The following is a 20,252-nucleotide window of genomic DNA, read 5'->3' as shown; positions in this document are numbered from 1 at the left end:
CGCCGGCCGCGTCCTCACGGCCTCCGTCACGGGCCCCCGTTGACCCGCTTGTCACCACGCTAGGCAGCGGAGATGACCCCACCATGAATGCCACCTGGGAGCATCCTGTGCATCATCGTTTCCCAAATGCTGGAAGGTTCGTACCGGGAGACGGGACGGCGGCGTACGGTCGGACGAAACGGCGAGGCGAGGGAGCACAGCGACGTGGCACGGATCGCGGTGGTGGCTGGGGACGGGATCGGACCCGAGGTGGTCGCGCAGGCCCGCAAGGTCATCGACGCCGTGCTGCCGGGGGTGGACGCCACTGGGTACGACCTCGGCGCCGCCCGCTGGCACCGCACCGGCGAGGTGCTGCCCGACTCCGTGCTGGCCGAGCTGGCCGGGCACGACGCGATCCTGCTCGGCGCCGTCGGCGACCCGACCGTCCCGCCCGGGGTGCTGGAGCGAGGGCTGCTGCTCAAGCTGCGCTTCGCCTTCGACCAGTACGTCAACCTGCGCCCGTCGCGGCTCTGGCCCGGCGTGGGCGGGCCGCTGGCGAGCGTCAAGCCCGGCGAGGTCGACCTGGTCGTGGTCCGTGAGGGCACCGAGGGCCTGTACGCGGGCGCCGGTGGCGCGCTGCACCGGGGCACCCCGGCCGAGATCGCCACCGAGGAGAGCCTGAACACCCGGTACGGGGTGGAGCGGGTGATCCGCGACGCCTTCGCCCGCGCCTCGCGCCGGGAGCGGCGCAAGGTCACCCTCGTGCACAAGACCAACGTGCTCACCCATGCCGGCTCGCTGTGGGCGCGCGCGTTCGAGGCCGTCGCCGCCGAGTACCCCGACGTGACCACGGAGTACCAGCACGTCGACGCCGCCGCGATGTTCCTGGTCACCCAGCCCCAGCGCTACGACGTGGTGGTCACCGACAACCTGTTCGGCGACATCCTCACCGACATCGCCGCCGCGGTCACCGGTGGGATCGGGCTGGCCGCCAGCGGCAGCATCAACCCTGAGAGGGCGTACCCCTCGATGTTCGAGCCGGTACACGGCTCGGCACCGGACATCGCCGGTCGCGGCGTGGCCGACCCGGTCGCGGCCGTACTCTCGGCGGCCCTGCTGCTCGACCAGCTCGGGCACGCCGACGCCGCAGCCCGGGTCACCGCGGCGGTGGGCGCGGAGCTGGCCGGGCGGACCCCGGGCGTGGCACTGCGCACCGAGGAGGTCGGCGACCGGCTGGCCGGGTACGCCACCTCCTGAGGCCGCCGGCCACCCCACCCCGAGGTCCCGAATCCGCCGCCCGGCCGCACCCCGGCCCGGCGGCGTCCACCCGTCCGGCGCTGCCGGTACGCCCGGGCGCGCTACCCGCTGAACGACCGTTCGGGGTAAGTTTCTCGCACCAGAATTCTCGGCATGCGGACCCGTGTGCCGTAGTCCCGCAGGGAGGTCAGCGCGATGAGCGGTGGTGACAAGCTCGACTTCGAGATCCGTCCGAATCCCGCGCCGGTATCCGCCGCCGACCGGGCCGCCCTGCTGGCCAACCCGGGCTTCGGTCGGGTCTTCACCGACCACATGGTCACCATCCGCTACGCCGACGGCAAGGGCTGGTACGACGCCCGGGTCGAGGCGCGCGCGCCGATCCCGATGGACCCGGCCGCCGCGGTGCTGCACTACGCGCAGGAGATCTTCGAGGGGCTGAAGGCCTACCGGACGGCCGACGGCGGCGTCACCATGTTCCGCCCGGAGGCCAACGCCGCCAGGTTCGCCACCTCCGCCCGGCGGATGGCGATGCCGGTGCTGCCCGAGGAGGCGTTCGTCGAGTCGCTGCGCAAGCTTGTCGAGGTCGACCAGGGCTGGATCCCCGAGATCGAGGACAGCAGCCTCTACCTGCGGCCGTTCATGTTCGCCAGCGAGGTGTTCCTCGGCGTCCGGCCGGCCAACGAGTACCTCTACGTGGTGATCGCCTCGCCGGCCGGCGCCTACTTCTCCGGCGGCGTGAAGCCGGTGACGGTCTGGGTCTCCCCGGACTACACCCGCGCCGCCCCGGGCGGCACCGGCGCGGCGAAGTGCGGCGGCAACTACGCCGCCTCGCTGGCGGCTCAGGCCGAGGCGATCGAGCACGGCTGCGACCAGGTGGTCTTCCTGGACGCGGTGGAGCGCCGCTTCGTCGACGAGCTGGGCGGCATGAACGTGTTCTTCGTCTACGATGACGACACAGTGGTCACCCCGCCGCTGACCGGCACGATCCTGCCCGGCATCACCCGGGAGTCGGTGCTCACCCTGGCCGCCAACGCCGGGCACCGGATCGAGGAGCGCCCGGTGAGCTTCGCCGACTGGCAGGCGGATGCCGCGAGCGGCCGGCTCCGCGAGGTGTTCGCCTGCGGCACCGCCGCCGTGGTCACTCCGATCGGTCAGGTGCGCTTCCCCGACGGTGAGTTCCTGGTCGGCGGCGGCGGGCCGGGGCGGGTCACCATGGCCCTGCGTCAGCAGCTCGTAGACCTCCAGCGGGGCAAGACCGCCGACCCGCACAGCTGGGTCCGACGCATCCTCTGACCCTGAACGTACGACCTCTCTGACCTGAACGTACGACCGACGACGCCCTCGCGCCCCCGGCGCGGGGGCGTCGTCGCCAAACCACCATGCCGCCCACCCACCCACCCACCGCTCCGCTGCCCCGCCCCATCCCACCGCGCTGCCCCGCCCCATCCCACCGCGCGCCGATCTTGCACTTTACGCCCGGATATTTCGTCCATACTGCGCATTTCCGGGGCAGAAACTGCAAGATCGCGGCACAGCGCGGGGCGGGGCGTCGAGTTAGGTCAGGAGGTGGGTGCGGAGGGCGGCGAGTTGGGGCTCGGTGACGCCGGCGTGGTGCAGGTAGCCCTCGATCGAGCCGTGCGCCTCCCGCAGTTCGGCGAGGAAGAGCGTCATGGCCTCGGCGGGGCAGGTCAGCACCGGCAGGATCTGCCCGGTCTTCCGGCCGGTGGCCTCGAACCAGGCGCGGTACCGCTCGCCGGCCTCGGTGCTCAGGGCGTAGTCGGCGACGATGTCGTCGTCACCGACACCGAGCACCGCGAGGGTGAGCCCACAGACGATGCCCGTGCGGTCCTTGCCGGCGACACAGTGCACGACCGCGGGGGTGTTGGCGGAGTCGGCGATCAGTCCGATCGCCTCGGCGATCCCGACGGTGCCGGTCTCGGCGAGGTCGGCGTACCGGTCGGCCAGGTAGCGGGCCAGGTCGGTGCCGGGACGGTAGGGCCGCTCGCCCCACTCCGCGTGCTCCGGGTGGATGTTGCGCCAGGTCAGGCCGTCGAAGTGGGGGACGCGGCCGTCGCGTTCCACTTCGTACGGGCGGCGCAGGTCGATGACCGTGCGAATGCCGAGGGCGGCGAACGCCTCCCGGTCGGTGTCGTCGATACGGTGCAGCGAGTCGGAGCGGTAGAGCCGCCCCCGGCGCACCGTGCGACCGTCGTGGCCGGAGTGCCCGCCCACGTCACGGAAGTTGAACATCGCGGAGAAGGGGATCCTGCGACCGACCTCGGTGGCGTCCACGCTGACACGGTAACGGCCTCCCGCGATCCACGGGAGGCCGTCGCGCGCCGGTGTCGGCTAGCGGGCGGTGCCGGGCGGGATGGCCGAGTACGTCTCGTCGTAGTAGCCGCCGAGCCGGTCCCGGTAGGTGGGGTCGGTGTCGGCGGTCTCGTCGTACTCCGGGGCGGCCTTGATCTGGTCCTTGCTCCGGTCGACGTACACCTTGCGCTCGTCGTGGTCGACGTGGTTGACGGTGCCGGCCGGGATCATGACCTTCCGGCCGAAGATCCACGGCCCGGTGTCCACCACCAGGTAGCTGTCGTTGACCTCGTGGCTGGCGCTGTCGATCTTGCCGATGCCGCCGTCGGTGGCCTCGACCTTGTAGCCGACCAGGTCGGCGTCGGCGATCCTCGCGGTGTCCCGGTAACGCCACGGGTCGAACGTGCCGGGCGGGGCGCTCCCGGCGAACTCGCCCTGGCCGCCGCCGCGTAGCGGGTCCGGGCTGCCGTGGGTGCTGTGCGGGTCGAGCCTGTCCATCTGACAACTCCTGCCCCGACTGTCGCCAGTCGTCTCGCCGGTCCGGGTGTCTCGTCTCTTCGAGGAGCTACCCGGGCGGTCGCCACCGGAAACGGCGGGCAGCCGGGGCCGCCACTGGAGACGGCGACGGGCCGGGGCCGCGGTGCGGCTCCGGCCCGTCGGGGCGTACGCGTCAGGCGAGCGCGGCCTGGGCGTCCAGGGTGACCGCGGCGGCGTGCACGACGGCGGCGATGCGCAGCCCCTCGTGCACCTGCTCGCGGCTGAAGCCCGCGTTGCGCAGGGTCTTCTCGTGCGACTCCAGGCAGACCCCGCAGCCGGTGATCGCCGAGACCGCCAGGCACCACAGCTCGAAGTCGGCCTTGTCGACGCCCGGCTTGGCGATGATCTGCATCCGCAGTCGGGCCGGGATCGACTGGTACTGATCGTCGCCGATCAGGTGCTTGGCCCGGTAGTAGACGTTGTTCATCGCCATGATCGCGGCGGCGCCCTTGGCCGCCTCGACCGCCTCCGGTCCGAGGTGGCTGGCCGCCTCGGCCGCGATCTCGCGCAGCACCACCGGGTTGCGCGCCGCGACGGCACAGGCCAGGGCGGTGCCCCAGGCCTGCTCCGGCTTCAGCGTGCTGGTGGCGATGGTGGAGCTGAGGTTGAGCTTGATGTCCTTGGCGTACTCGGGCAGAGCCGCCTTGATGACGTCCAGGCCCATGGTCAGGCTCCGGCGCCGGCGAGGAGCTTGGTGGCGTCCAGGGTGTCGCCGCCCTTGTTCCAGTTGCACGGGCAGAGCTCGTCGGTCTGCAGGGCGTCGAGCACCCGCAGCACCTCGGAGACGTTCCGGCCGACCGAACCGGCGGTCACCATGACGAACTGGATCTCGTTGTCCGGGTCGACGATGAAGGTGGCCCGCTGGGCCACGCCGTCCTCGCCGAGCACGCCGCAGTCGGCGGTCAGCTCGCGCTTGATGTCGCTGAGCATCGGGAACGGGAGGTCGCGCAGGTCCGGGTGGTCCTTGCGCCACGCGTGGTGGACGAACTCGTTGTCCACCGACACGCCGAGGACCTGGGCGTCGCGGTCGGCGAACTCCTCGTTCAGCCGGCCGAACTCCGCGATCTCGGTCGGGCAGACGAAGGTGAAGTCCTTCGGCCAGAAGAAGACGACCCGCCACTTGCCCTGGTGGGACTTGTGGTTGATCGACTCGAACGCCTTGTCGGCGTCCAGCGACACGCAGGCGGTGAGTTCGTACTCGGGGAAGCGGTCACCGACAGTGAGCACAGGTCCTCCTTGGCAGCGGCACGAGGCCGATAAACTGGATCAGTTCCAGATTCTTCCGCACCGTCGTTTCTGCCTGGTGGCGGCCGGGTGACTTGTGAAGTCGATCACGAGCGGCGCGTTGTGCTGGCGAACCGCCCTCGGTGCGGTACCGCGACCCTCTGTCACCGTCCCGCCATGTGGGTTCTGCCTCCCAAAACGGGGGTCCGGGTGGCAGAGTGGCGATCGTGACCAGCACCCACCTGATTATTCGCACCTAGCGCGCCGGCCTCTCCCTCCGCCGAGCGCGCAGACCTCCCGCACCGCGGGAGGTCTTTTTGTTGCTCTCGAAAGGACTCCCTGATGACGTTCCAGGTGTACGACACCACGCTGCGCGACGGCGCCCAGCGTGAGGGGCTCAGCTACTCGGTGGTCGACAAGCTCGCGGTGGCCCGGCTGCTCGACGAGTTCGGGGTCGGCTTCATCGAGGGTGGCTGGCCGGGCGCCGTGCCGAAGGACACCGAGTTCTTCCGCCGGGCGCGCACCGAACTCGACCTGAGACACGCGCTGCTGGTCGCGTTCGGGGCCACCCGACGGGCCGGGCTGGCCGTCGGCGAGGACCCGCAGGTCCGCGGCCTGCTCGACGCGCAGACGCCGGCCGTCGCCCTGGTCGCCAAGGCGGACCTGCGGCACGTCGAGCGGGCGCTGCGCACCACCGCGGCCGAGAACCTGGCGATGATCCACGACACGGTGACGCACCTGGTGGCCGAGGGACGCCGGGTCTTCGTCGACGGGGAGCACTTCTTCGACGGCTACCGGTTCGATCCGGCGTACACCGCCGCCGTGGTGGAGACCGCGCTCGCCGCGGGCGCCGAACGGATGGTGCTCTGTGACACCAACGGCGGGATGCTGCCCTCCCAGGTGACCGCCGCCATCGCCGACCTGACCGCGCGGCTGGGCGTCGGCCCGGAACTGCTCGGCATCCACTGCCAGAACGACACGGCCTGCGCCGTGGCCAACACCGTCGCCGCCGTGGAGGCGGGGGTACGCCACTTCCAGGGCACCGCCAACGGCTACGGCGAGCGCCCCGGCAACGCGGACATCTTCGCCGTCGTCGCCAACCTCCAGCTCAAGCTCGGGCTGCCCGTCCTACCGGAGGGCTGCCTGGGGCAGATGGTGCGGGTCTCCCACGCCATCGCCGAGATCGCCAACATCGCCCCCGACACCCACCAGGCCTACGTCGGGGCTGCGGCCTTCGCCCACAAGGCGGGGCTGCACGCGAGCGCGATCAAAGTGGATCCGCTGCTCTACAACCACGTGGACCCACAGGTGGTGGGCAACGACATGCGGATCCTCATCACCGAGATGGCCGGCCGGGCCAGCGTCGAGCTCAAGAGCCGCGAGCTCGGCCTGGACCTGGCCGGCCATCCGGAGGCGCTGTCACGGGTCACCCGGCGGGTCAAGGAGTTGGAGGCCGGCGGCTGGTCGTTCGAGGCCGCCGACGCGTCGTTCGAGCTGCTGGTCCGCTCGGAGCTGGACACCGCGCCCGCCAGGCCGTTCGCGCTGGAGTCGTACCGGGTGCTGGTCGAGCACCGGGAGGACGGCGCGGTGGTCTCCGAGGCGACCGTCAAGATCCGCGTACGTGGGGAGCGGGTCATCGCCACCGCGGAGGGCAACGGTCCGGTCAACGCCCTGGACGAGGCGCTGCGGGCCGGGCTGACCCGGCACTACCCGGAGCTGCGCGACTTCGAGCTGGCCGACTACAAGGTGCGGATCCTGGAGGGCACCCACGGCACCGGCGCGGTGACCCGGGTGCTGCTGGAGACCGCCGACGGCACCGGCCGGGACTGGACCACGGTCGGCGTGCACCCCAACGTCGTCGAGGCGTCCTGGCACGCCCTCGTCGACGCGCTCACCTACGGCCTCGACCGCGCCCGCGTCTGAACCGGCCCGGCTGGGGCTTCACCCGGCCGGGAGGCGCAGCTCGGCCAGGACGGCACGGTGGTCGCTGCCCGGCATCCGGTGCACGGCCACCGCCCGCACGGCTATCCGCCGGTCGACCAGGACGTGGTCGATGGTCACCGGCGGGATCGGGTCCCCGTCGTATGGCCCCCAGGTGCCGACCAGGCCCGCGCCGACCTGGTCGGCGGCGTCGACGTAGCCGGTGTCCAGCAGGGCGCGCAGCGGAGCGTGGTCGAGGGTGGCGTTGAAGTCGCCGGCGAGGATCCGCAGCGGCCCGTCCGGGGTGGCGGGCGGCTGTGCCGCCAGGTCGGCGCGCCAGTGGCCGACCTGGTCCACCGCGTACGGGGCCGACGGGTGCGCCGACTCGACCCGTACCGCCGGCGCCCCGGGCACCGACACCGTGCCGTAGGCCTGGTCGAAGCCCCAGCCGCCGCGATTGCGCCGGACGCCGCCCTCGCCGATCGGGAACCGCGCGTAGAGGCCGGAGCCGACGGTGCCGAGCTGCGGGCCGAGCTGCCGGTGGGGGAGCAGCCGGTCCAGGCCGAGCAGGTCCAGCTCCGCCTCGGCGTCCGGGGTGAATTCCTGCACGGCGAGCACGTCCACCCGGTGGCGCCGGACCAGGTCGACCAGCGCCCGCGTGTCACCGGCCCCGGCGAGCAGGTTGGCGGTCAGCAGCCGCACCGTCGGCCCGGTGGCCGGGGGCTGGTCGGACGGCAGGGCCCGAGGCGCCACCACAGCCACCAGGGTCGCCATGGCCAGCGCCGCGACCACCGCCGGCCAGCGGCGCCGCAGGGCGAGCGCGAGCACCAGTGGCAGCAGGCTCCCAGCGGCGGCGTACGGGGTGAAGGCGAGCAGTTGCACCAACGGCCCCCGGTCGAGGCCGCCGAGGCGTACGGCCGCCCAGGCGACTCCGGGTGCGACGGCGGCCCAGCAGAGCGCGGTCCGTAGCCGCGTCGTCCGGTGCTTCGTCGCCCGTCGGGGGGCCTCGGTGATCACGGCTGGAGGATAGTGGCTCCGCCCACCGGGGGCGGTCCGGTCGAGTGCTTAAGGGACGTCTCGTAACTGGGTCTCGCGTCCATCGTGGATCATGGTGGGGTGCAGGTGATCTCGGCAGCCCGTCCGGAGTGGGTCTTTCCGTTCACCGGGTTGCAGCCCGCCCAGTTCCGCAGGCTGGTCCGGCTGGTCGCCGAGCGCGGCGGTGACGGCATCGCCGACGGCCGGCCGGGCCGGCAGTGGGCCCTCGACCTCCCGGATCGGGTGTTGCTGGTGGCCGCCTACTGGCGTACGAACCTGACGATGCGGCAGATCGGCCCGCTGTTCGGGGTGTCGCACTCCGCGGCGCACCGGGTCATCGACACCCTCGCGCCGCTACTGGCCCTGGCACCAGTGCGTAAACGGCCGGTCGAACAGATCGCCATCGTCGACGGCACCCTGATCCCCACCCGCGATCACCGCCTGGCCGCCCGCAGCAAGAACTACCGCTACTCGACGAACCTGCAGGTCGCCATCGACGCCAGCACCCGCCTGGTCATCGCCGTTGGCGATCCGCAGCCGGGCAACCGCAACGACACGATCGTCTACCGCACCTCAGACATCGACCAGAAGCTGAACGGGCGGCCGGTGATGGCCGACGGCGGCTACCGAGGTAACCCCGAGGTGATCATGCCGTACCGCAAGCCCGCCGACGGCAGCTCGCTGCCGACCTGGAAGGAAGCCCTCAACGTCGAACACCGCACCGTCCGAGCGGGGGTCGAACACGCCCTGGCCAGGATGAAGTGCTTCAAGATCCTGCGCGACTACCGCCGCGCCGCCCACACATTGGCCGACGCCGCTTCCGGCATCGCCAACCTCCACAACATCATCCTCGCCGGCTGACCGCCGACCCCGTCCCAGGCAACGCCTTCACCCAGTTACGAGACGTCCCTTAGCCAGCGGCCCCGATCATGTGTGCGCCACATATTTGTGAGTGTTTCAACCCTCGCTTTTCACAATTCAGCGACGCAGGTCCAGGCGATTGACAAGGTGTGATCAACTATTGACGTCTGGCTTTTTGCGGTGCTACGTTCCATTGGGTTGAGACGTCGAAGCTCTGAGTAGTAATGCCTGCTCAGGGCTGGTGGAAATTGTTGAGATGACAACATCTAGGGTGCGGCCTGAAGTGCGGGCTTCCAGGCGGTTGTCGCTCTTTTCTCCTCGGCCCAAGAAATGGAAATCAGCCGTCCCGCGATCGGTGGGAGCGGTCGAATCTGCACGGTCAACAAAAGGGAGACCTGTCATGACCACACTCTTCCGACGCAAGGCGGTGGCGGTGGCCTTCGCCGCGCTGGCGCTCACCCTGGCCGGAGGCGGGATCGCCGTCGCCCAGCCGGCGGCGCAGACGCCCGCCGAGGTTGCCCAGCCGGCCCGTCAGCCCGGCTCCGGCAGCCAGCCCGCCGTGACCCCCGCCGAGGCCGCCAAGGCCAAGGCCGCGCTGGCGCAGGGCCCGTCCGCGCTGGCGACCACGCCGGGCACCGTCGCGTCCGCCGCCGTCACCAGCGGCGGCATCCTGCTCCGCGGCTCGCCCGAGGTGGTGTCCGCCACCCGGTACGGCCCCGGGCAGTACCAGGTCCTGTTCAACTACAACGTCTCGCTGAAGGCGATCCACGCGACCATCGGCACCATCGACCCGTTCAACGTGCCGCCGGGCGGCGAGATCTCCGTCGCGCCGCGGCTCCAGACGCCGAACGCGGTCTTCGTCCAGACCCGCAACTCGTCCGGAGGCCCGTCCGACCGGCCCTTCCACCTGGTCGTCGCCAACTGACCCACAGATGCAAGGAAGGGCCCTTTGGAACCGCCGCGCCAGGCGTAACAGGGGGCCCTTCCTTTCGGGCGGTGCTGGTGCTTGCCGAGGGGCGGGGGTCGGCACCGTCTCTGTCGGGGCGGGAGGCTCGTCCCGGTTCGGGGCGGTAAGGACCGTCCCGGCGCGGTTAATCCGACGTTTGTCCGACCGCCGCCACGGGAAGCAAGCACCGTGACGGACATCTCGGACACCCTGGCCAGCGTGCCCCGCCCGGTCGATCCGGACGCGACCGCGGCCGACCTGGAACAGACGCTCTTCGAGGTCAAACGCGTGATCGTCGGGCAGGATCGGCTCGTCGAGCGCCTGCTCACCTCCCTCATCGCGGACGGGCACTGCCTGCTGGAGGGCGTGCCCGGGGTGGCCAAGACGCTCGCCGCCCAGACCCTGGCCACCGTGGTGGGTGGCACCTTCTCCCGGATCCAGTTCACCCCGGACCTCGTCCCCTCCGACATCGTCGGCACCAGGATCTACCGGGCGTCACGGGAGAACTTCGACATCGAGCTGGGCCCGATCATGGCGAACCTGGTGCTCGCCGACGAGATCAACCGGGCCCCGGCCAAGGTGCAGTCGGCCCTGCTGGAGGCGATGGCCGAGCGTCAGGTCTCCATCGGTGGGCGCAGCTATCCCGTACCGGAGCCGTTCCTGGTGCTGGCCACCCAGAACCCGATCGAGTCCGAGGGGGTCTACCAGCTGCCGGAGGCGCAGCGCGACCGGTTCCTGATGAAGGTCGTCGTCGACTACCCGAGCGACGCCGACGAACTCGCCATCCTCTACCGGATGAGCGCCGAGCGGCCCACCGCCCGTCGGGTGCTCGACCCGCAGCGACTACGGGAGCTCCAGGCCCGCGCCGGCCACGTCTTCGTACACCACGCCCTCGCCGAGTACGTGGTCCGGCTCATCCTCGCCACCCGGGACCCGGGTCGGTTCGGCCTGCCCGAGATCGCCCCGTTGCTCGCCTACGGGGCGAGTCCCCGGGCCACCCTCGGCCTGGTCGCCGCCGCGCGGGCCCAGGCACTGCTGCGCGGACGCGAGTACGTGCTGCCCGAGGACGTCCGTGAACTGGCCGTCGACGTGCTCGCCCACCGGTTGGTGCTCTCCTTCGACGCGGTCGCCGACGGGGTGGCCGCCGAGGCGGTGGTCCGGCGGCTGGTCGAGGCCGTGCCGCCGCCCCGCGTCGCCACCATCCATCCGGAACACGCGGCCGATCTGGCGGCGGCATGAGGTGGCGCGGGGCCGCCGCACCGGCGACCGTGCCGGCCGATCCGGGACTGGCCGACCTCACCGGAGACCGGCGGTTGCGCCGGCTGGAGCTGACCGTCACCCGCCGGCTGGACGGGCTGCTGCACGGCCGGTACCGCGGCCTGCTGCCCGGGCCGGGCAGTGAACCCGCCGGCAGCCGGGAGTACCGCCCCGGTGAGGACGAGGTGCGCCGGATGGACTGGGCGGTGACCGCCCGCACCACGGTCCCGCACGTACGCGAGGTCGACGCCGACCGGGAGCTGACCACCTGGCTGCTGGTCGACGCGAGCCCCAGCATGGAGTACGGCACCGCCGAACTGGACAAGCGGGAGTTGGCGGTGGCGGCCGTCGCGGCGGTCGGCTTTCTCACCGGCGGTGTGGGCAACCGCCTCGGCGCGCAGGTGCTCGGCCCGGGCGGGCTGCGCAGGTTTCCGCCCCGCAGCGGCCGTACCCACCTGTTCGGGCTGCTCCGGGCACTGCTGACCGCCCCGCGCGTCGGTGGCCACGACGGGGGCGACCCGGCGCCGGCGGGTCCCGATCTGGCCGACGGGCTGGCCGCCGTGCAGCGGGTGGCGCTGCGTCGCGGGCTCGTCGTGGTGGTCTCGGACTTCCTCGACGGGCTGCCCGACGACCCCGGGCAGGCACCCACCTGGGAGGCCCCGCTGCGCCGCCTCGCCGTGCGGCACCAGGTGCTCGCCGTGGAGGTCACCGACCCCCGGGAGCTGGAGCTGCCGGATGTCGGCCTGGTCACCCTGGTCGACCCGGAGACCGGGCAGCGGCGCGAGGTCTGGACCGGCGACCGCACGCTGCGCGAACGCTACGCGGACGCCGCGACCGCCCAGCGCGACCAGGTACGCCAGGCGCTGCGCCGCAGCGGGGCCACCCACCTGCCGCTGCGCACCGACCGGGACTGGGGCGCCGACATCGTGCGGCACGTGCACGCGCAGCGGCGGCTCGCGGCGGCCCCGGCCGGGACCGCGCGGGGAGGTGCGGTGTGATCTGGCAGTCGCCCGCCCGGCTCTGGCTCCTGCTCGGGGTGTTCGCCCTGGCCGCCGGCTACCTGCTGATGCAGCGCCGACGCAGCCGCTACGCCGTCCGGTTCACCAACCTGCGGCTGCTCGACCGGGTGGCGCCGCACCGCCCGGCCTGGCGGCGGCACGTGCCGGCCGGGCTCTTCCTGGCCATGCTGGCGCTGCTGGTGGTCGGTTTCGCCCGGCCCACGGCGGAGGTGCGGGTGCCCCGGGAACGGGCAACGGTGATGGTCGCCGTCGACGTCTCCACCTCGATGCTCGCCGGCGACGTGGAGCCGGACCGGCTCAGCGCCGCCAAGGAGTCCGCCCGGCGCTTCGTCGACGGCCTGCCTGACGAGTTCAACGTCGGGCTGGTCGCGTTCGCCGGCAGCGCGGCGGTGCTGGTGCCGCCCAGCACCGACCGGGAGGCGCTGCACGAGGGGATCGAGCGGCTGGTCGAGGGGGCCACCGGGGTGCAGGGCACCGCCATCGGCGAGGCCATCAGCACCTCGCTCGGCGCGGTGAAGGGCTTCGACAGCGAGGCGGCGAAGGACCCACCGCCGGCCCGGATCATCCTGCTCTCCGACGGGGCGAACACCTCCGGCATGGACCCGATGGAGGCGGCGTCCGAGGCGATCGACATGAAGGTGCCGGTGCACACCATCTCGTTCGGCACCCCGGGCGGCACGGTGGACCGGGGCGGCCGGCCGATCCAGGTGCCCGTCGACGGGCAGACCCTGCGCGCGGTCGCCGAGGAGACCGGGGGTGTCTTCCACGAGGCCAGCACCAGCGACGAGCTGCGTGCCGTCTACGAGGACATCGGCACCTCGGTCGGCTACCGCACGGAACGGCAGGACGTCTCGGCCCGCTTCATCGGTCTCGGACTGGTGCTCGCCATGGGCGCCGCGGCCGGCTCGATGCGCTGGTTCTCCCGGCTGCCCTGAATCCGAACGGCCACCGTCGAGAAGGACACGTGAGGAGCGTACGCATGGCAGTGCAGACCGGGCTGGGCGAACCGCGCGGCCCCTGGTTCATCTCCCCGGAGCTGGATCCGGATGGCCGGGGCCGGTGGGACGGGCCCGGACCGGAGGGTGGTCCGGGCCGGTGGCGCCCGCGTGGGCGGCTGCTGGCGGGGCTGGCCGTGGTGGCCCTGTCGACGGTTTCCGGCGCGGTGGCCGGCGGCGTCGTGGCCGGCCGCGACGCCGCCCCCGGCCCGGCGGCGGCCTCGGCGGCCCCGGTCCCGGCGGAGCTGGTGACCGCGGCCGGGAAGACCGTTCCGGGGGTGGTCTCGGTGCTCGTGGGCGGAGCCGGTGGCGCCTCCGCCACCGGTTCCGGCTTCGCGGTCGACGACCAGCAGCACATCATCACCAACGACCACATCCTGGCCAAGGGGCGCAGCGGCTCGGTGACGGTGGAACTGCCGGACGGGCGGCGGTTCGCCGCCGAGGTGGTCGGCCGGGAGCCGCGCAGCGATCTCGCCGTGCTCCGGGTGCCGCCGTCGGCCGGCCTGGCGGCGCTGCCGCTGGCCAAGCCGGGATCGACCCGGGTGGGCGAGCCGGTGCTGGCGGTCGGCTCCCCGCTGGGGCTGCCCGGCACCGTCACCGCCGGCATCGTCAGCGCCCTGGACCGGCAGGTACGCCTCGGCGACAACCGGCACACCGCCGTGCAGACCGACGCTTCCATCAACCCGGGCAACTCGGGCGGCCCGTTGGTCAACGCGCGCGGTGAGGTGGTCGGGGTGAACACCGCCATCGCCACGATCGACGGCAACGGCTCGATCGGGATCGGCTTCGCCATTCCTATCGAACAGGTGCAGCAGACCGCCGACACGATCATCGGAAAGGGCGGCTGAGCTGCCCGCACGCCCTTATCCGAGGGCTCAGGAATGTGAAAACTGTCGGATACCCGGCGCGAAATGATCGGCCAATGGAAATATCACGCTGAGTATGGATACTGGCGTGGGTGGAGCGTCCTGGAATCGTGGTCCTCCTGCTGGTGGGCCTGTTGATCGGTACCGGTGTGGGGTCGGCGTATGCCCGGGCGCGACGTGGGTGGGCCGACTACCAGACCGTCAAGAAGACCGTGCCCGGCGCCCGGAGCGCCGCGTGGCTGCTGATCAAAGTGGCCACCACGAAGATCGGGGTGATCGCCCTGCTGCTGATCGGGGCGGTCGCGTACGCCGCCGCCGGCTCCGACGGTGAGCCCGCCCCACCCGACCCGACCCCGAGCCCGTCCGCGACTCCGAGCGTCCGGGCGGGGCGTTAGCCTCGGGGGGTGGACGACGGACTACGGGTGACCGAGCGATGGACCGTTCCCGCAGCCGAGCTGCGGGAACGCTTCTCCCGGTCGTCCGGGCCCGGTGGCCAGGGCGTCAACACCACCGACTCGCGGGTCGAGCTGAGCTTCGACCTGGCCGGCTCAACGGGCGTGCCCGAGCCGCTGCGGGCGCGGGCGCTGGAGCGGCTGGCGGGCCGGCTGGTCGATGGGGTGCTCACCGTCACCGCCAGCGAGCACCGGGCGCAGTTGGCCAACCGGGAGGCCGCCCGGGAACGGCTGGCCGCGCTGCTGCGTGAGGCCACCGCCCCGCCGCCACCGCCCCGCCGGCCCACCCGCCCGTCACGTGGGGCGAAGGAACGCCGGCTGGCCGAGAAGAAGCGCCGGTCACAGCGCAAGCGGGACCGCCGCGTCGACGGCGACTGACCGCGCGAGCGGCGTACGCATCTCGACATTCGTGCGGCACGCGGGTCGGTGGTCATCCAGAACACTCGAGGGCCGTCAGCACCCTGCCGACGGCGTCCTCGCCGAACTCACCCTGGCCTACGAACGCGCCGCTTCCCTTGCCGGCGGCTCCGCTCTCTCGAGCAGCGCCGCGCAGACAGCGATCAGCCGGGCGCGTAGCTGGCCGGCACGCTGCGAGAACTCGCGTTGACGAGCCACGTACCCGGCCTTGCCCTCCGGTGTCTCGATGGCCACCGCCGGTTCCCCGTACGAGGAGAGGTCGTACGGGGACGCCTGCATGTCGAGTAGTCGAATGTCCCTCGCCAACTCGAAGCAGTCGAGCGCCAGGTCCCCCGGAACCGCGGGGCCCAGCTTGGTTGCCCACTTGTGGCAGTCCATCGAGGCGTGCAGGCAGCCCGGTTGGTCAAGCTCCACCTGGCTCTCCCTCGTGGGTTGGAGCCGGTTCAAGCTGACTGCCTCCGGGGTGAAGAACCGGAACGCATCGAAGTGCGTGCAGCGGATCTGGTGAGACTCGACTACCGCGTCAGTGCCCTCCTGCCCGAGTCGCAGGGGGAGTGGATGCCGATGCTCACGTTGGCGGTACACCATCGCCCACTCGTGCAGGCCGAGGCAGCCGGTGAAGGCTGGTCGCGACGCGATCGCGGACAGCAGTCGGTGGATGAAGCGCACCGACTCGGCCCGGTCGGCGAGGAACGCCGCGACGTCGAAGGTCACGACCCCGTCCGCGTCCGTGGCGTACCAGCGCCACTGCCGGTGTGGGGCAGAGCCGTTCGGTCCTGGTTCCAGGGAGATGCCCACGCCCGGGTGCCACCTTCGGAGGGCGGCGGGCCTGGTGCCGTAGTAGTCGTACAAGAAGTCATCGATCGCGTGGCGTTCCCTCGTGGTCTTGCGGGCGCGGTGGCCCGCGGTGAGGGAGTCGGCGCGCTTCTCGTGAGTTTCCAGGAGGGGAAGCCAGCACGCCGCCGGGATGCTGGTCACGGCTGCTCGCGGGCGGTCGGGGCGAGGGCGGCGGTCACGGGGCCAAGGGTACGACCGCCGCCCGGTGCCCGGTCAGGGCACGTCCACCCGGACCCCGGCGGAGAACACCCCGCTGCGCAGTTCCAACTGCTCCGGCGGCGCCTTCCCGTCGACCGTGAAGACCAGCGGCAGCACGGTCCGGCTGCCGGCCGCCATCGGCTGGGCGAAGACGTCCCGGCCCTGGTTGGCGGTCCGCGTCGCCTGCTCGTCGGTGCTGACGAAGTTGCCGTCCGGCAGGTACGCCCGTTGCAGCCGCCCGTGCCAGCTCTGCTGCTCCGGGGTGAGGTTGCGGACCCCGACGGTGGCCTCGCACTGCCGGGCCGCCCCGCCCGGCTCGCACGCGACGCGGTACACGGTGAACTCGAACGCCGACTCGCGCAGCGGCTCCCCGACGGCACCGTTGACCCCCTGGCCGAACCAGGCGCCGCTGGTCGGCTGGCTGTCGGTGTCGATGTCGGCGACCTGCCGGGTGGCCGTCCAGGCGGCGGTGCCCACCGTGCCGGCCAGCACCACGGCGGCCACCGGGACGATCAGCCAGACGGACGGCCTTCGGCGGATCTGCTCCGGGCGCGGCGTGGCCGGCCGCGGGTAGACCGTCCCCGGCCCGTCGGAGAGGGCAGCGGCGACCGGTCGGCGCCGCCGCCGGCGCCAGATCCAGGCCCCGCCCAGCGCGAGCACCAGCACGACGCCCAGCCCGGCCAGCAGCACCGGCGTCCGCTGCCACGGCGGCGTCTCGGGCCGTTCGGGCGCGGCGGCCGGCACGGCCGCCTTCCAGGTCCCGGTCGCGCAGTCGTACGGCCGGCTGCCGTCGCGGGCGAAGGCGCAGGCCGGCGCGGTCAGCGGCCGGTCCGGGGCTGCGGTGGTGAGCGCCGTGCCCAGGGTGGTGGTGCTACGGGCGGGCAACTTGAGCTGCCAGGTCACCTCGGTCGCCGACTGCCCGGCGGTCCGGGTGGCCCGGCCCCCGGCGGTGATGGCGGTCGCCGAGGCCCCGGCCGGCAGTTCCTGCCGGACGGTGGTGTCCACCGGCGTGCCGCCGCTGTTGCGGACCTGGATCCGGTAGCGCGGCGCCGGCGTGCTCTCCGGCGTCACCGCGACCGTGACGGGCGGCTTCGCCACCGGCGGGGCGGCCCGGGTCGGGGTGGGCACCGCGGGCGGCACCGACGGCATGGCCGGTTCCGGGGTCGGCGCGACCGCCGGTGGTGGCTGTGCGGCCGCCGCGGGTGGGGCCGCCGCGGGCAGTGCCGGCACGGCGGCGAGAATGCCGAGGCAGTGTACGAACACTGCGAGGGCCCTGTGGTGTCGTGTCGATGCAGGCATACGAACGAACCTCCGGAGCCGACGCTAGGGGCGGGGCGACGCCGGGCGGGTACGAAGTCGGGAACTGCGCTCCCGCGAACGGCCGGCGGCGTAGGCTGCGCCCTCCCCGGTTTTCCGGTGTGTCCCGGCCGTCCGGGTGCGCCTGCGTGCCGCCTCGGCCGGGACGCGGGTCACCGGGGCTAGATTGGCCTGGTGCGTATCGCTCGTTTTGCTCATGCCAAGGGAATGTCGTTCGGGGCCGTCGAGGGCGAGTCGGAGGCGGGTCCGCAGGGCCTGACCATCGCCGAGATCGAGGGTCATCCGTTCGGCCAGATCACCTTCAGCGGTGCCCGTTGGGCGCTCTCGGACGTCCGGCTGCTCTCGCCGATCCTGCCCAGCAAGGTCGTCTGCGTCGGCCGCAACTACGCCGAGCACGCCGCCGAGCACGGCAGCGAGGTGCCGAAGGAACCGCTGCTCTTCCTCAAGCCGTCCACCTCCGTGATCGGGCCCCGGGACGCGATCCGGCTGCCGATCTTCTCCAAGCGGGTCGAGCACGAGGCCGAACTGGCGGTGGTGATCGGCGCGCCGGGCGCCCGCCGGGCCGACCGGGCCGCCGCCGAACGGGCCATCTTCGGCTACACCTGTGCCAACGACGTCACCGCCCGGGACCTCCAGCACTCCGACGGCCAGTGGACCCGGGCCAAGGGCTTCGACTCGTTCTGCCCGATCGGACCGTGGATCACCACCGGGCTCGACGTCCGCGACCTGGAGATCCGCTGTGAGGTGGGTCGCAATCCCGAGGAGATGGAGGTCCGTCAGCTCGGCCGGACCCGGGACATGGTCTTCGACGTGCCGGCCCTGGTGTCGTACGTCTCGCACGTGATGACGCTGCTCCCCGGCGACGTGGTGCTCACCGGCACGCCCGCGGGGGTTAGCCCGCTCGTGGAGGGGGATACGGTCAGCGTGCGGATCGAGGGGATCGGGGAGCTGAGCAACCCGGTGGTGCCCGTCGCCTGATTCGCGTCGAGGTCCTGTTTCCGCTGTTCAGGAGCGGTATGGGGGGCTCGATTTGGCCCGCCGGCACCGGGAGGGTAAAGTTTGATCCCGGCACCGCAAGGGGCCAATGGGGTATGGGGTAATTGGCAGCCCGACTGATTCTGGTTCAGTTAGTCTAGGTTCGAGTCCTGGTACCCCAGCGCAGCCGAGGTTCGAGAGAGTCTCGGGCGCTGGATCTCGTAGGAGAGCAGCTCCGATTCCCGGTCAGGGGATCGGGGTTCTCTCTGATAGAGTCCAGCGGCGCCGCTCGGCAGAGTGGTGTCGCAAGGAAAGTTCTGGCCCCGTCGTCTAGTGGCCCAGGACGCCGCCCTCTCAAGGCGGTAGCGCCGGTTCGAATCCGGTCGGGGCTACATCTCGAACGGCCCGTTCCACTCCGGTGGGGCGGGCCGTTTCGCATGCCCCTGTGCGCCCGCGCCGACCCTGCGGGTGACCCGACTGCGCCGAGGGTCGCGCCGCTCTGCAGGCCGCTGAACCCCGGCGGTGTCGCTCACTGGGCAGCGGGCTCGGCTGACTGGCTCGACTGTATTGAGCTGTGGGATGGCGTCCGTCGTTGCCTTTGCGTCGGCCCGTTCTCGGCTGGCCCGCTCCCGGCCAGCTCGGTCTCGGCCAGCTCGGTCTCGGCCAGCTCGGTCTCGGCCAGCTCGGTCTCGGCCAGTTCGGTCTCGGTCGCCCCAATTTCCGTCCCCGAAGGGGACGCCGCTAGACTACAGCGACACCGCTCGCAAGGGCGGTGGAAGCAGTGAAAGTCTTGGCCCCGTCGTCTAGTGGCCCAGGACGCCGCCCTCTCAAGGCGGTAGCGCCGGTTCGAATCCGGTCGGGGCTACATCTCGAACGGCCCGTCCCACCCTGGTGGGACGGGCCGTTCCGCGTTCCACCCCTCCACCCCCGCCCGACCTCCCCGACCTCCCGACCTTCAACCGCCGAGCCGTCCCGACCGACGGTGGTGCTGTCAGGCAGGTTGATCAAGAGGTTTGCGTACAGATCCGATACCGGATTGGACGCAAACCTCTTGATCAACACTGGCGTGGAGCCCGTGGAGCCCGTGGAGCCCGGTGGGGCTGGGGCGTGGGTGGACAGGGAGCCCTGGGCGGGTGGGGGTCAGAGGCCGGAGAGGCGTTGGCCGGCTCGGACCACGGCCATCGCGTGGCGTTCGCCGGGGCGGCGTCCCAGGCGCTCGATCGGGCCGGAGATGCTGATCGAGGCGATCACCCGGCCGGTGCGGTCGCGGATCGGCGCCGAGACGCTCGCCACACCGGCCTCGCGTTCGGCGACGCTCTGGGCCCAGCCTCGGCGGCGTACCTCGGCCAGGGTGCGGCCGGTGAACTTCGACCGGGGCAGCAGCGGCATGACGGCCTCCGGCGGCTCCCAGGCGAGCAGGATCTGCGCCGCGGAGCCCGCCGTCATCGGCAGCACCGAACCGACCGGCACGGTGTCCCGCAGGCCGCTGGCCCGCTCGGCTGCGGCCACGCAGATGCGTTCGTCGGCGCGGCGCAGGTAGAGCTGGGCGCTTTCGCCCGTGGCGTCCCGCAGTGCCGCCAGCAGCGGCTCCGCCGCCGTCAGGAGCACGTCGGGCGCGGAGTTGGCGAGCTCACCCAGGCGTGGGCCCGGACGCCAGCGCCCCTGGGTGTCCCGGACCAGCATCCGGTGGATCTCCAGCGCCTGTGCCAGCCGGTGCGCGGTGGCCCGGGGCAGCTTGGTGCGTTCAACGAGTTCGGCCAGGCTGGCGCCGTCGACGCAGGCGGCCAGGATGACCACCGCCTTGTCGAGAACGCCGACACCGCTCATACTGTGTCCCACAAGCCGAAACT

General features: G+C 72.2%; 20 protein-coding genes and 3 tRNA genes. 15 read left to right on the top strand and 8 right to left on the bottom strand.

Going from position 1 to position 20,252, the window contains the following annotated elements:
- Positions 1 to 204 precede the first annotated feature (204 nt).
- Complete coding sequence (locus tag GA0070608_RS02985) at positions 205 to 1,236, top strand: 3-isopropylmalate dehydrogenase (protein ID WP_091621222.1); 1,032 nt, start codon at positions 205 to 207, stop codon at positions 1,234 to 1,236.
- Between the two features lie 195 nt (positions 1,237 to 1,431).
- On the top strand, positions 1,432 to 2,529 hold the full coding sequence (locus GA0070608_RS02980; protein ID WP_091621220.1) for a branched-chain amino acid aminotransferase: 1,098 nt from the start codon (positions 1,432 to 1,434) through the stop codon (positions 2,527 to 2,529).
- A gap of 261 nt (positions 2,530 to 2,790) precedes the next feature.
- On the opposite strand, the gene GA0070608_RS02975 is transcribed toward GA0070608_RS02980, so the two are convergent.
- The 4 genes from GA0070608_RS02975 to GA0070608_RS02960 all read right to left on the bottom strand — a co-directional run bounded on the left by GA0070608_RS02975 (position 2,791) and on the right by GA0070608_RS02960 (position 5,310).
- On the bottom strand, positions 2,791 to 3,555 hold the full coding sequence (locus tag GA0070608_RS02975; RefSeq protein WP_281186176.1) for a tyrosine-protein phosphatase: 765 nt from the start codon (positions 3,553 to 3,555) through the stop codon (positions 2,791 to 2,793).
- Between the two features lie 30 nt (positions 3,556 to 3,585).
- Entirely contained in the window at positions 3,586 to 4,044 is a 459-nt protein-coding gene (locus GA0070608_RS02970) for a PRC-barrel domain-containing protein (RefSeq protein WP_091621217.1), read from the bottom strand.
- Positions 4,045 to 4,216: 172 nt separating this feature from the next.
- Positions 4,217 to 4,747: an alkylhydroperoxidase, AhpD family gene (gene ahpD, locus GA0070608_RS02965; protein WP_091621214.1), complete on the bottom strand. Its 531-nt coding sequence runs from the start codon at positions 4,745 to 4,747 to the stop codon at positions 4,217 to 4,219.
- Between the two features lie 2 nt (positions 4,748 to 4,749).
- Positions 4,750 to 5,310, bottom strand: coding sequence for a peroxiredoxin (locus GA0070608_RS02960; RefSeq protein ID WP_091621211.1), 561 nt, complete (start codon positions 5,308 to 5,310; stop codon positions 4,750 to 4,752).
- Positions 5,311 to 5,649: 339 nt separating this feature from the next.
- On the opposite strand from GA0070608_RS02960, the gene cimA reads away from it, so the two are divergent.
- Complete coding sequence (gene cimA, locus GA0070608_RS02955; RefSeq protein WP_091621207.1) at positions 5,650 to 7,230, top strand: citramalate synthase; 1,581 nt, start codon at positions 5,650 to 5,652, stop codon at positions 7,228 to 7,230.
- 18 nt (positions 7,231 to 7,248) lie between these two features.
- On the opposite strand, the gene GA0070608_RS02950 is transcribed toward cimA, so the two are convergent.
- Positions 7,249 to 8,241 carry an endonuclease/exonuclease/phosphatase family protein gene (locus GA0070608_RS02950; RefSeq protein ID WP_245716064.1) on the bottom strand — a complete coding sequence of 331 codons (993 nt, stop codon included), beginning with the start codon at positions 8,239 to 8,241 and terminating at the stop codon, positions 7,249 to 7,251.
- A 102-nt stretch (positions 8,242 to 8,343) separates the two neighbouring features.
- On the opposite strand from GA0070608_RS02950, the gene GA0070608_RS02945 reads away from it, so the two are divergent.
- From GA0070608_RS02945 to arfB, 8 genes are all read left to right on the top strand, one after another.
- Complete coding sequence (locus GA0070608_RS02945; RefSeq protein ID WP_091621200.1) at positions 8,344 to 9,123, top strand: transposase family protein; 780 nt, start codon at positions 8,344 to 8,346, stop codon at positions 9,121 to 9,123.
- Between the two features lie 400 nt (positions 9,124 to 9,523).
- The gene (locus GA0070608_RS02940; protein ID WP_091621194.1) at positions 9,524 to 10,048 is read left to right on the top strand and encodes a hypothetical protein; all 525 of its coding nucleotides are present in this window, start codon (positions 9,524 to 9,526) and stop codon (positions 10,046 to 10,048) included.
- 210 nt (positions 10,049 to 10,258) lie between these two features.
- Positions 10,259 to 11,308 (top strand): AAA family ATPase, encoded by a 1,050-nt coding sequence (locus GA0070608_RS02935; RefSeq protein ID WP_091621191.1) that lies wholly within the window; start codon positions 10,259 to 10,261, stop codon positions 11,306 to 11,308.
- A 29-nt stretch (positions 11,309 to 11,337) separates the two neighbouring features.
- Positions 11,338 to 12,324 (top strand): DUF58 domain-containing protein, encoded by a 987-nt coding sequence (locus GA0070608_RS02930; RefSeq protein WP_176733928.1) that lies wholly within the window; start codon positions 11,338 to 11,340, stop codon positions 12,322 to 12,324.
- On the top strand, positions 12,321 to 13,280 hold the full coding sequence (locus GA0070608_RS02925; protein ID WP_091621182.1) for a VWA domain-containing protein: 960 nt from the start codon (positions 12,321 to 12,323) through the stop codon (positions 13,278 to 13,280). Before GA0070608_RS02930 ends, GA0070608_RS02925 begins: the two co-directional genes overlap by 4 nt.
- A 44-nt stretch (positions 13,281 to 13,324) precedes the next feature.
- Positions 13,325 to 14,188 (top strand): S1C family serine protease, encoded by an 864-nt coding sequence (locus tag GA0070608_RS02920; RefSeq protein WP_091621176.1) that lies wholly within the window; start codon positions 13,325 to 13,327, stop codon positions 14,186 to 14,188.
- Positions 14,189 to 14,298: 110 nt separating this feature from the next.
- Complete coding sequence (locus GA0070608_RS02915; protein WP_091621172.1) at positions 14,299 to 14,601, top strand: hypothetical protein; 303 nt, start codon at positions 14,299 to 14,301, stop codon at positions 14,599 to 14,601.
- Between the two features lie 9 nt (positions 14,602 to 14,610).
- Entirely contained in the window at positions 14,611 to 15,036 is a 426-nt protein-coding gene (arfB, locus tag GA0070608_RS02910) for an alternative ribosome rescue aminoacyl-tRNA hydrolase ArfB (protein ID WP_091621169.1), read from the top strand.
- 117 nt (positions 15,037 to 15,153) lie between these two features.
- Here arfB and GA0070608_RS02905 read toward each other — a convergent pair whose 3' ends face one another.
- On the bottom strand, positions 15,154 to 16,053 hold the full coding sequence (locus tag GA0070608_RS02905; protein ID WP_091621166.1) for a 3-methyladenine DNA glycosylase: 900 nt from the start codon (positions 16,051 to 16,053) through the stop codon (positions 15,154 to 15,156).
- Between the two features lie 72 nt (positions 16,054 to 16,125).
- Complete coding sequence (locus GA0070608_RS02900) at positions 16,126 to 17,409, bottom strand: hypothetical protein (RefSeq protein WP_091621161.1); 1,284 nt, start codon at positions 17,407 to 17,409, stop codon at positions 16,126 to 16,128.
- A 192-nt stretch (positions 17,410 to 17,601) separates the two neighbouring features.
- Between GA0070608_RS02900 and GA0070608_RS02895 the strand changes: the two genes are divergently transcribed.
- From GA0070608_RS02895 to GA0070608_RS02880, 4 genes are all read left to right on the top strand, one after another.
- Complete coding sequence (locus GA0070608_RS02895; RefSeq protein ID WP_091621157.1) at positions 17,602 to 18,405, top strand: fumarylacetoacetate hydrolase family protein; 804 nt, start codon at positions 17,602 to 17,604, stop codon at positions 18,403 to 18,405.
- A gap of 107 nt (positions 18,406 to 18,512) precedes the next feature.
- Positions 18,513 to 18,584, top strand: a tRNA-Gln gene (locus GA0070608_RS02890).
- Positions 18,585 to 18,721: 137 nt separating this feature from the next.
- A tRNA-Glu gene (locus GA0070608_RS02885) sits at positions 18,722 to 18,794 on the top strand.
- Positions 18,795 to 19,194: 400 nt separating this feature from the next.
- Positions 19,195 to 19,267 (top strand) — tRNA-Glu (locus GA0070608_RS02880).
- A 275-nt stretch (positions 19,268 to 19,542) separates the two neighbouring features.
- Here the strand turns inward: GA0070608_RS02880 and GA0070608_RS02875 are convergent.
- Positions 19,543 to 20,229 carry an IclR family transcriptional regulator gene (locus tag GA0070608_RS02875; RefSeq protein ID WP_091621152.1) on the bottom strand — a complete coding sequence of 229 codons (687 nt, stop codon included), beginning with the start codon at positions 20,227 to 20,229 and terminating at the stop codon, positions 19,543 to 19,545.
- Between the last annotated feature and the right edge of the window lie 23 nt (positions 20,230 to 20,252).

The sequence above is a fragment of the Micromonospora peucetia genome, assembly GCF_900091625.1.
Taxonomy (GTDB): Bacteria; Actinomycetota; Actinomycetes; order Mycobacteriales; family Micromonosporaceae; genus Micromonospora; species Micromonospora peucetia.
Note: the sequence above shows the minus strand (reverse complement) of the source record. Positions and strands in the feature narration are given on the sequence as shown.

Excerpts from the sequence above, each read along its gene's own strand:
- GA0070608_RS02980 (WP_091621220.1), top strand. The coding sequence starts at position 1,432 with ATGAGCGGTGGTGACAAGCTCGACTTCGAGATCCGTCCGAATCCCGCG.
- GA0070608_RS02970 (WP_091621217.1), bottom strand. The coding sequence starts at position 4,044 with ATGGACAGGCTCGACCCGCACAGCACCCACGGCAGCCCGGACCCGCTA.
- ahpD (WP_091621214.1), bottom strand. The coding sequence starts at position 4,747 with ATGGGCCTGGACGTCATCAAGGCGGCTCTGCCCGAGTACGCCAAGGAC.
- cimA (WP_091621207.1), top strand. The coding sequence starts at position 5,650 with ATGACGTTCCAGGTGTACGACACCACGCTGCGCGACGGCGCCCAGCGT.
- GA0070608_RS02940 (WP_091621194.1), top strand. The coding sequence starts at position 9,524 with ATGACCACACTCTTCCGACGCAAGGCGGTGGCGGTGGCCTTCGCCGCG.
- GA0070608_RS02920 (WP_091621176.1), top strand. The coding sequence starts at position 13,325 with ATGGCAGTGCAGACCGGGCTGGGCGAACCGCGCGGCCCCTGGTTCATC.
- GA0070608_RS02900 (WP_091621161.1), bottom strand. The coding sequence starts at position 17,409 with ATGCCTGCATCGACACGACACCACAGGGCCCTCGCAGTGTTCGTACAC.
- GA0070608_RS02875 (WP_091621152.1), bottom strand. The coding sequence starts at position 20,229 with ATGAGCGGTGTCGGCGTTCTCGACAAGGCGGTGGTCATCCTGGCCGCC.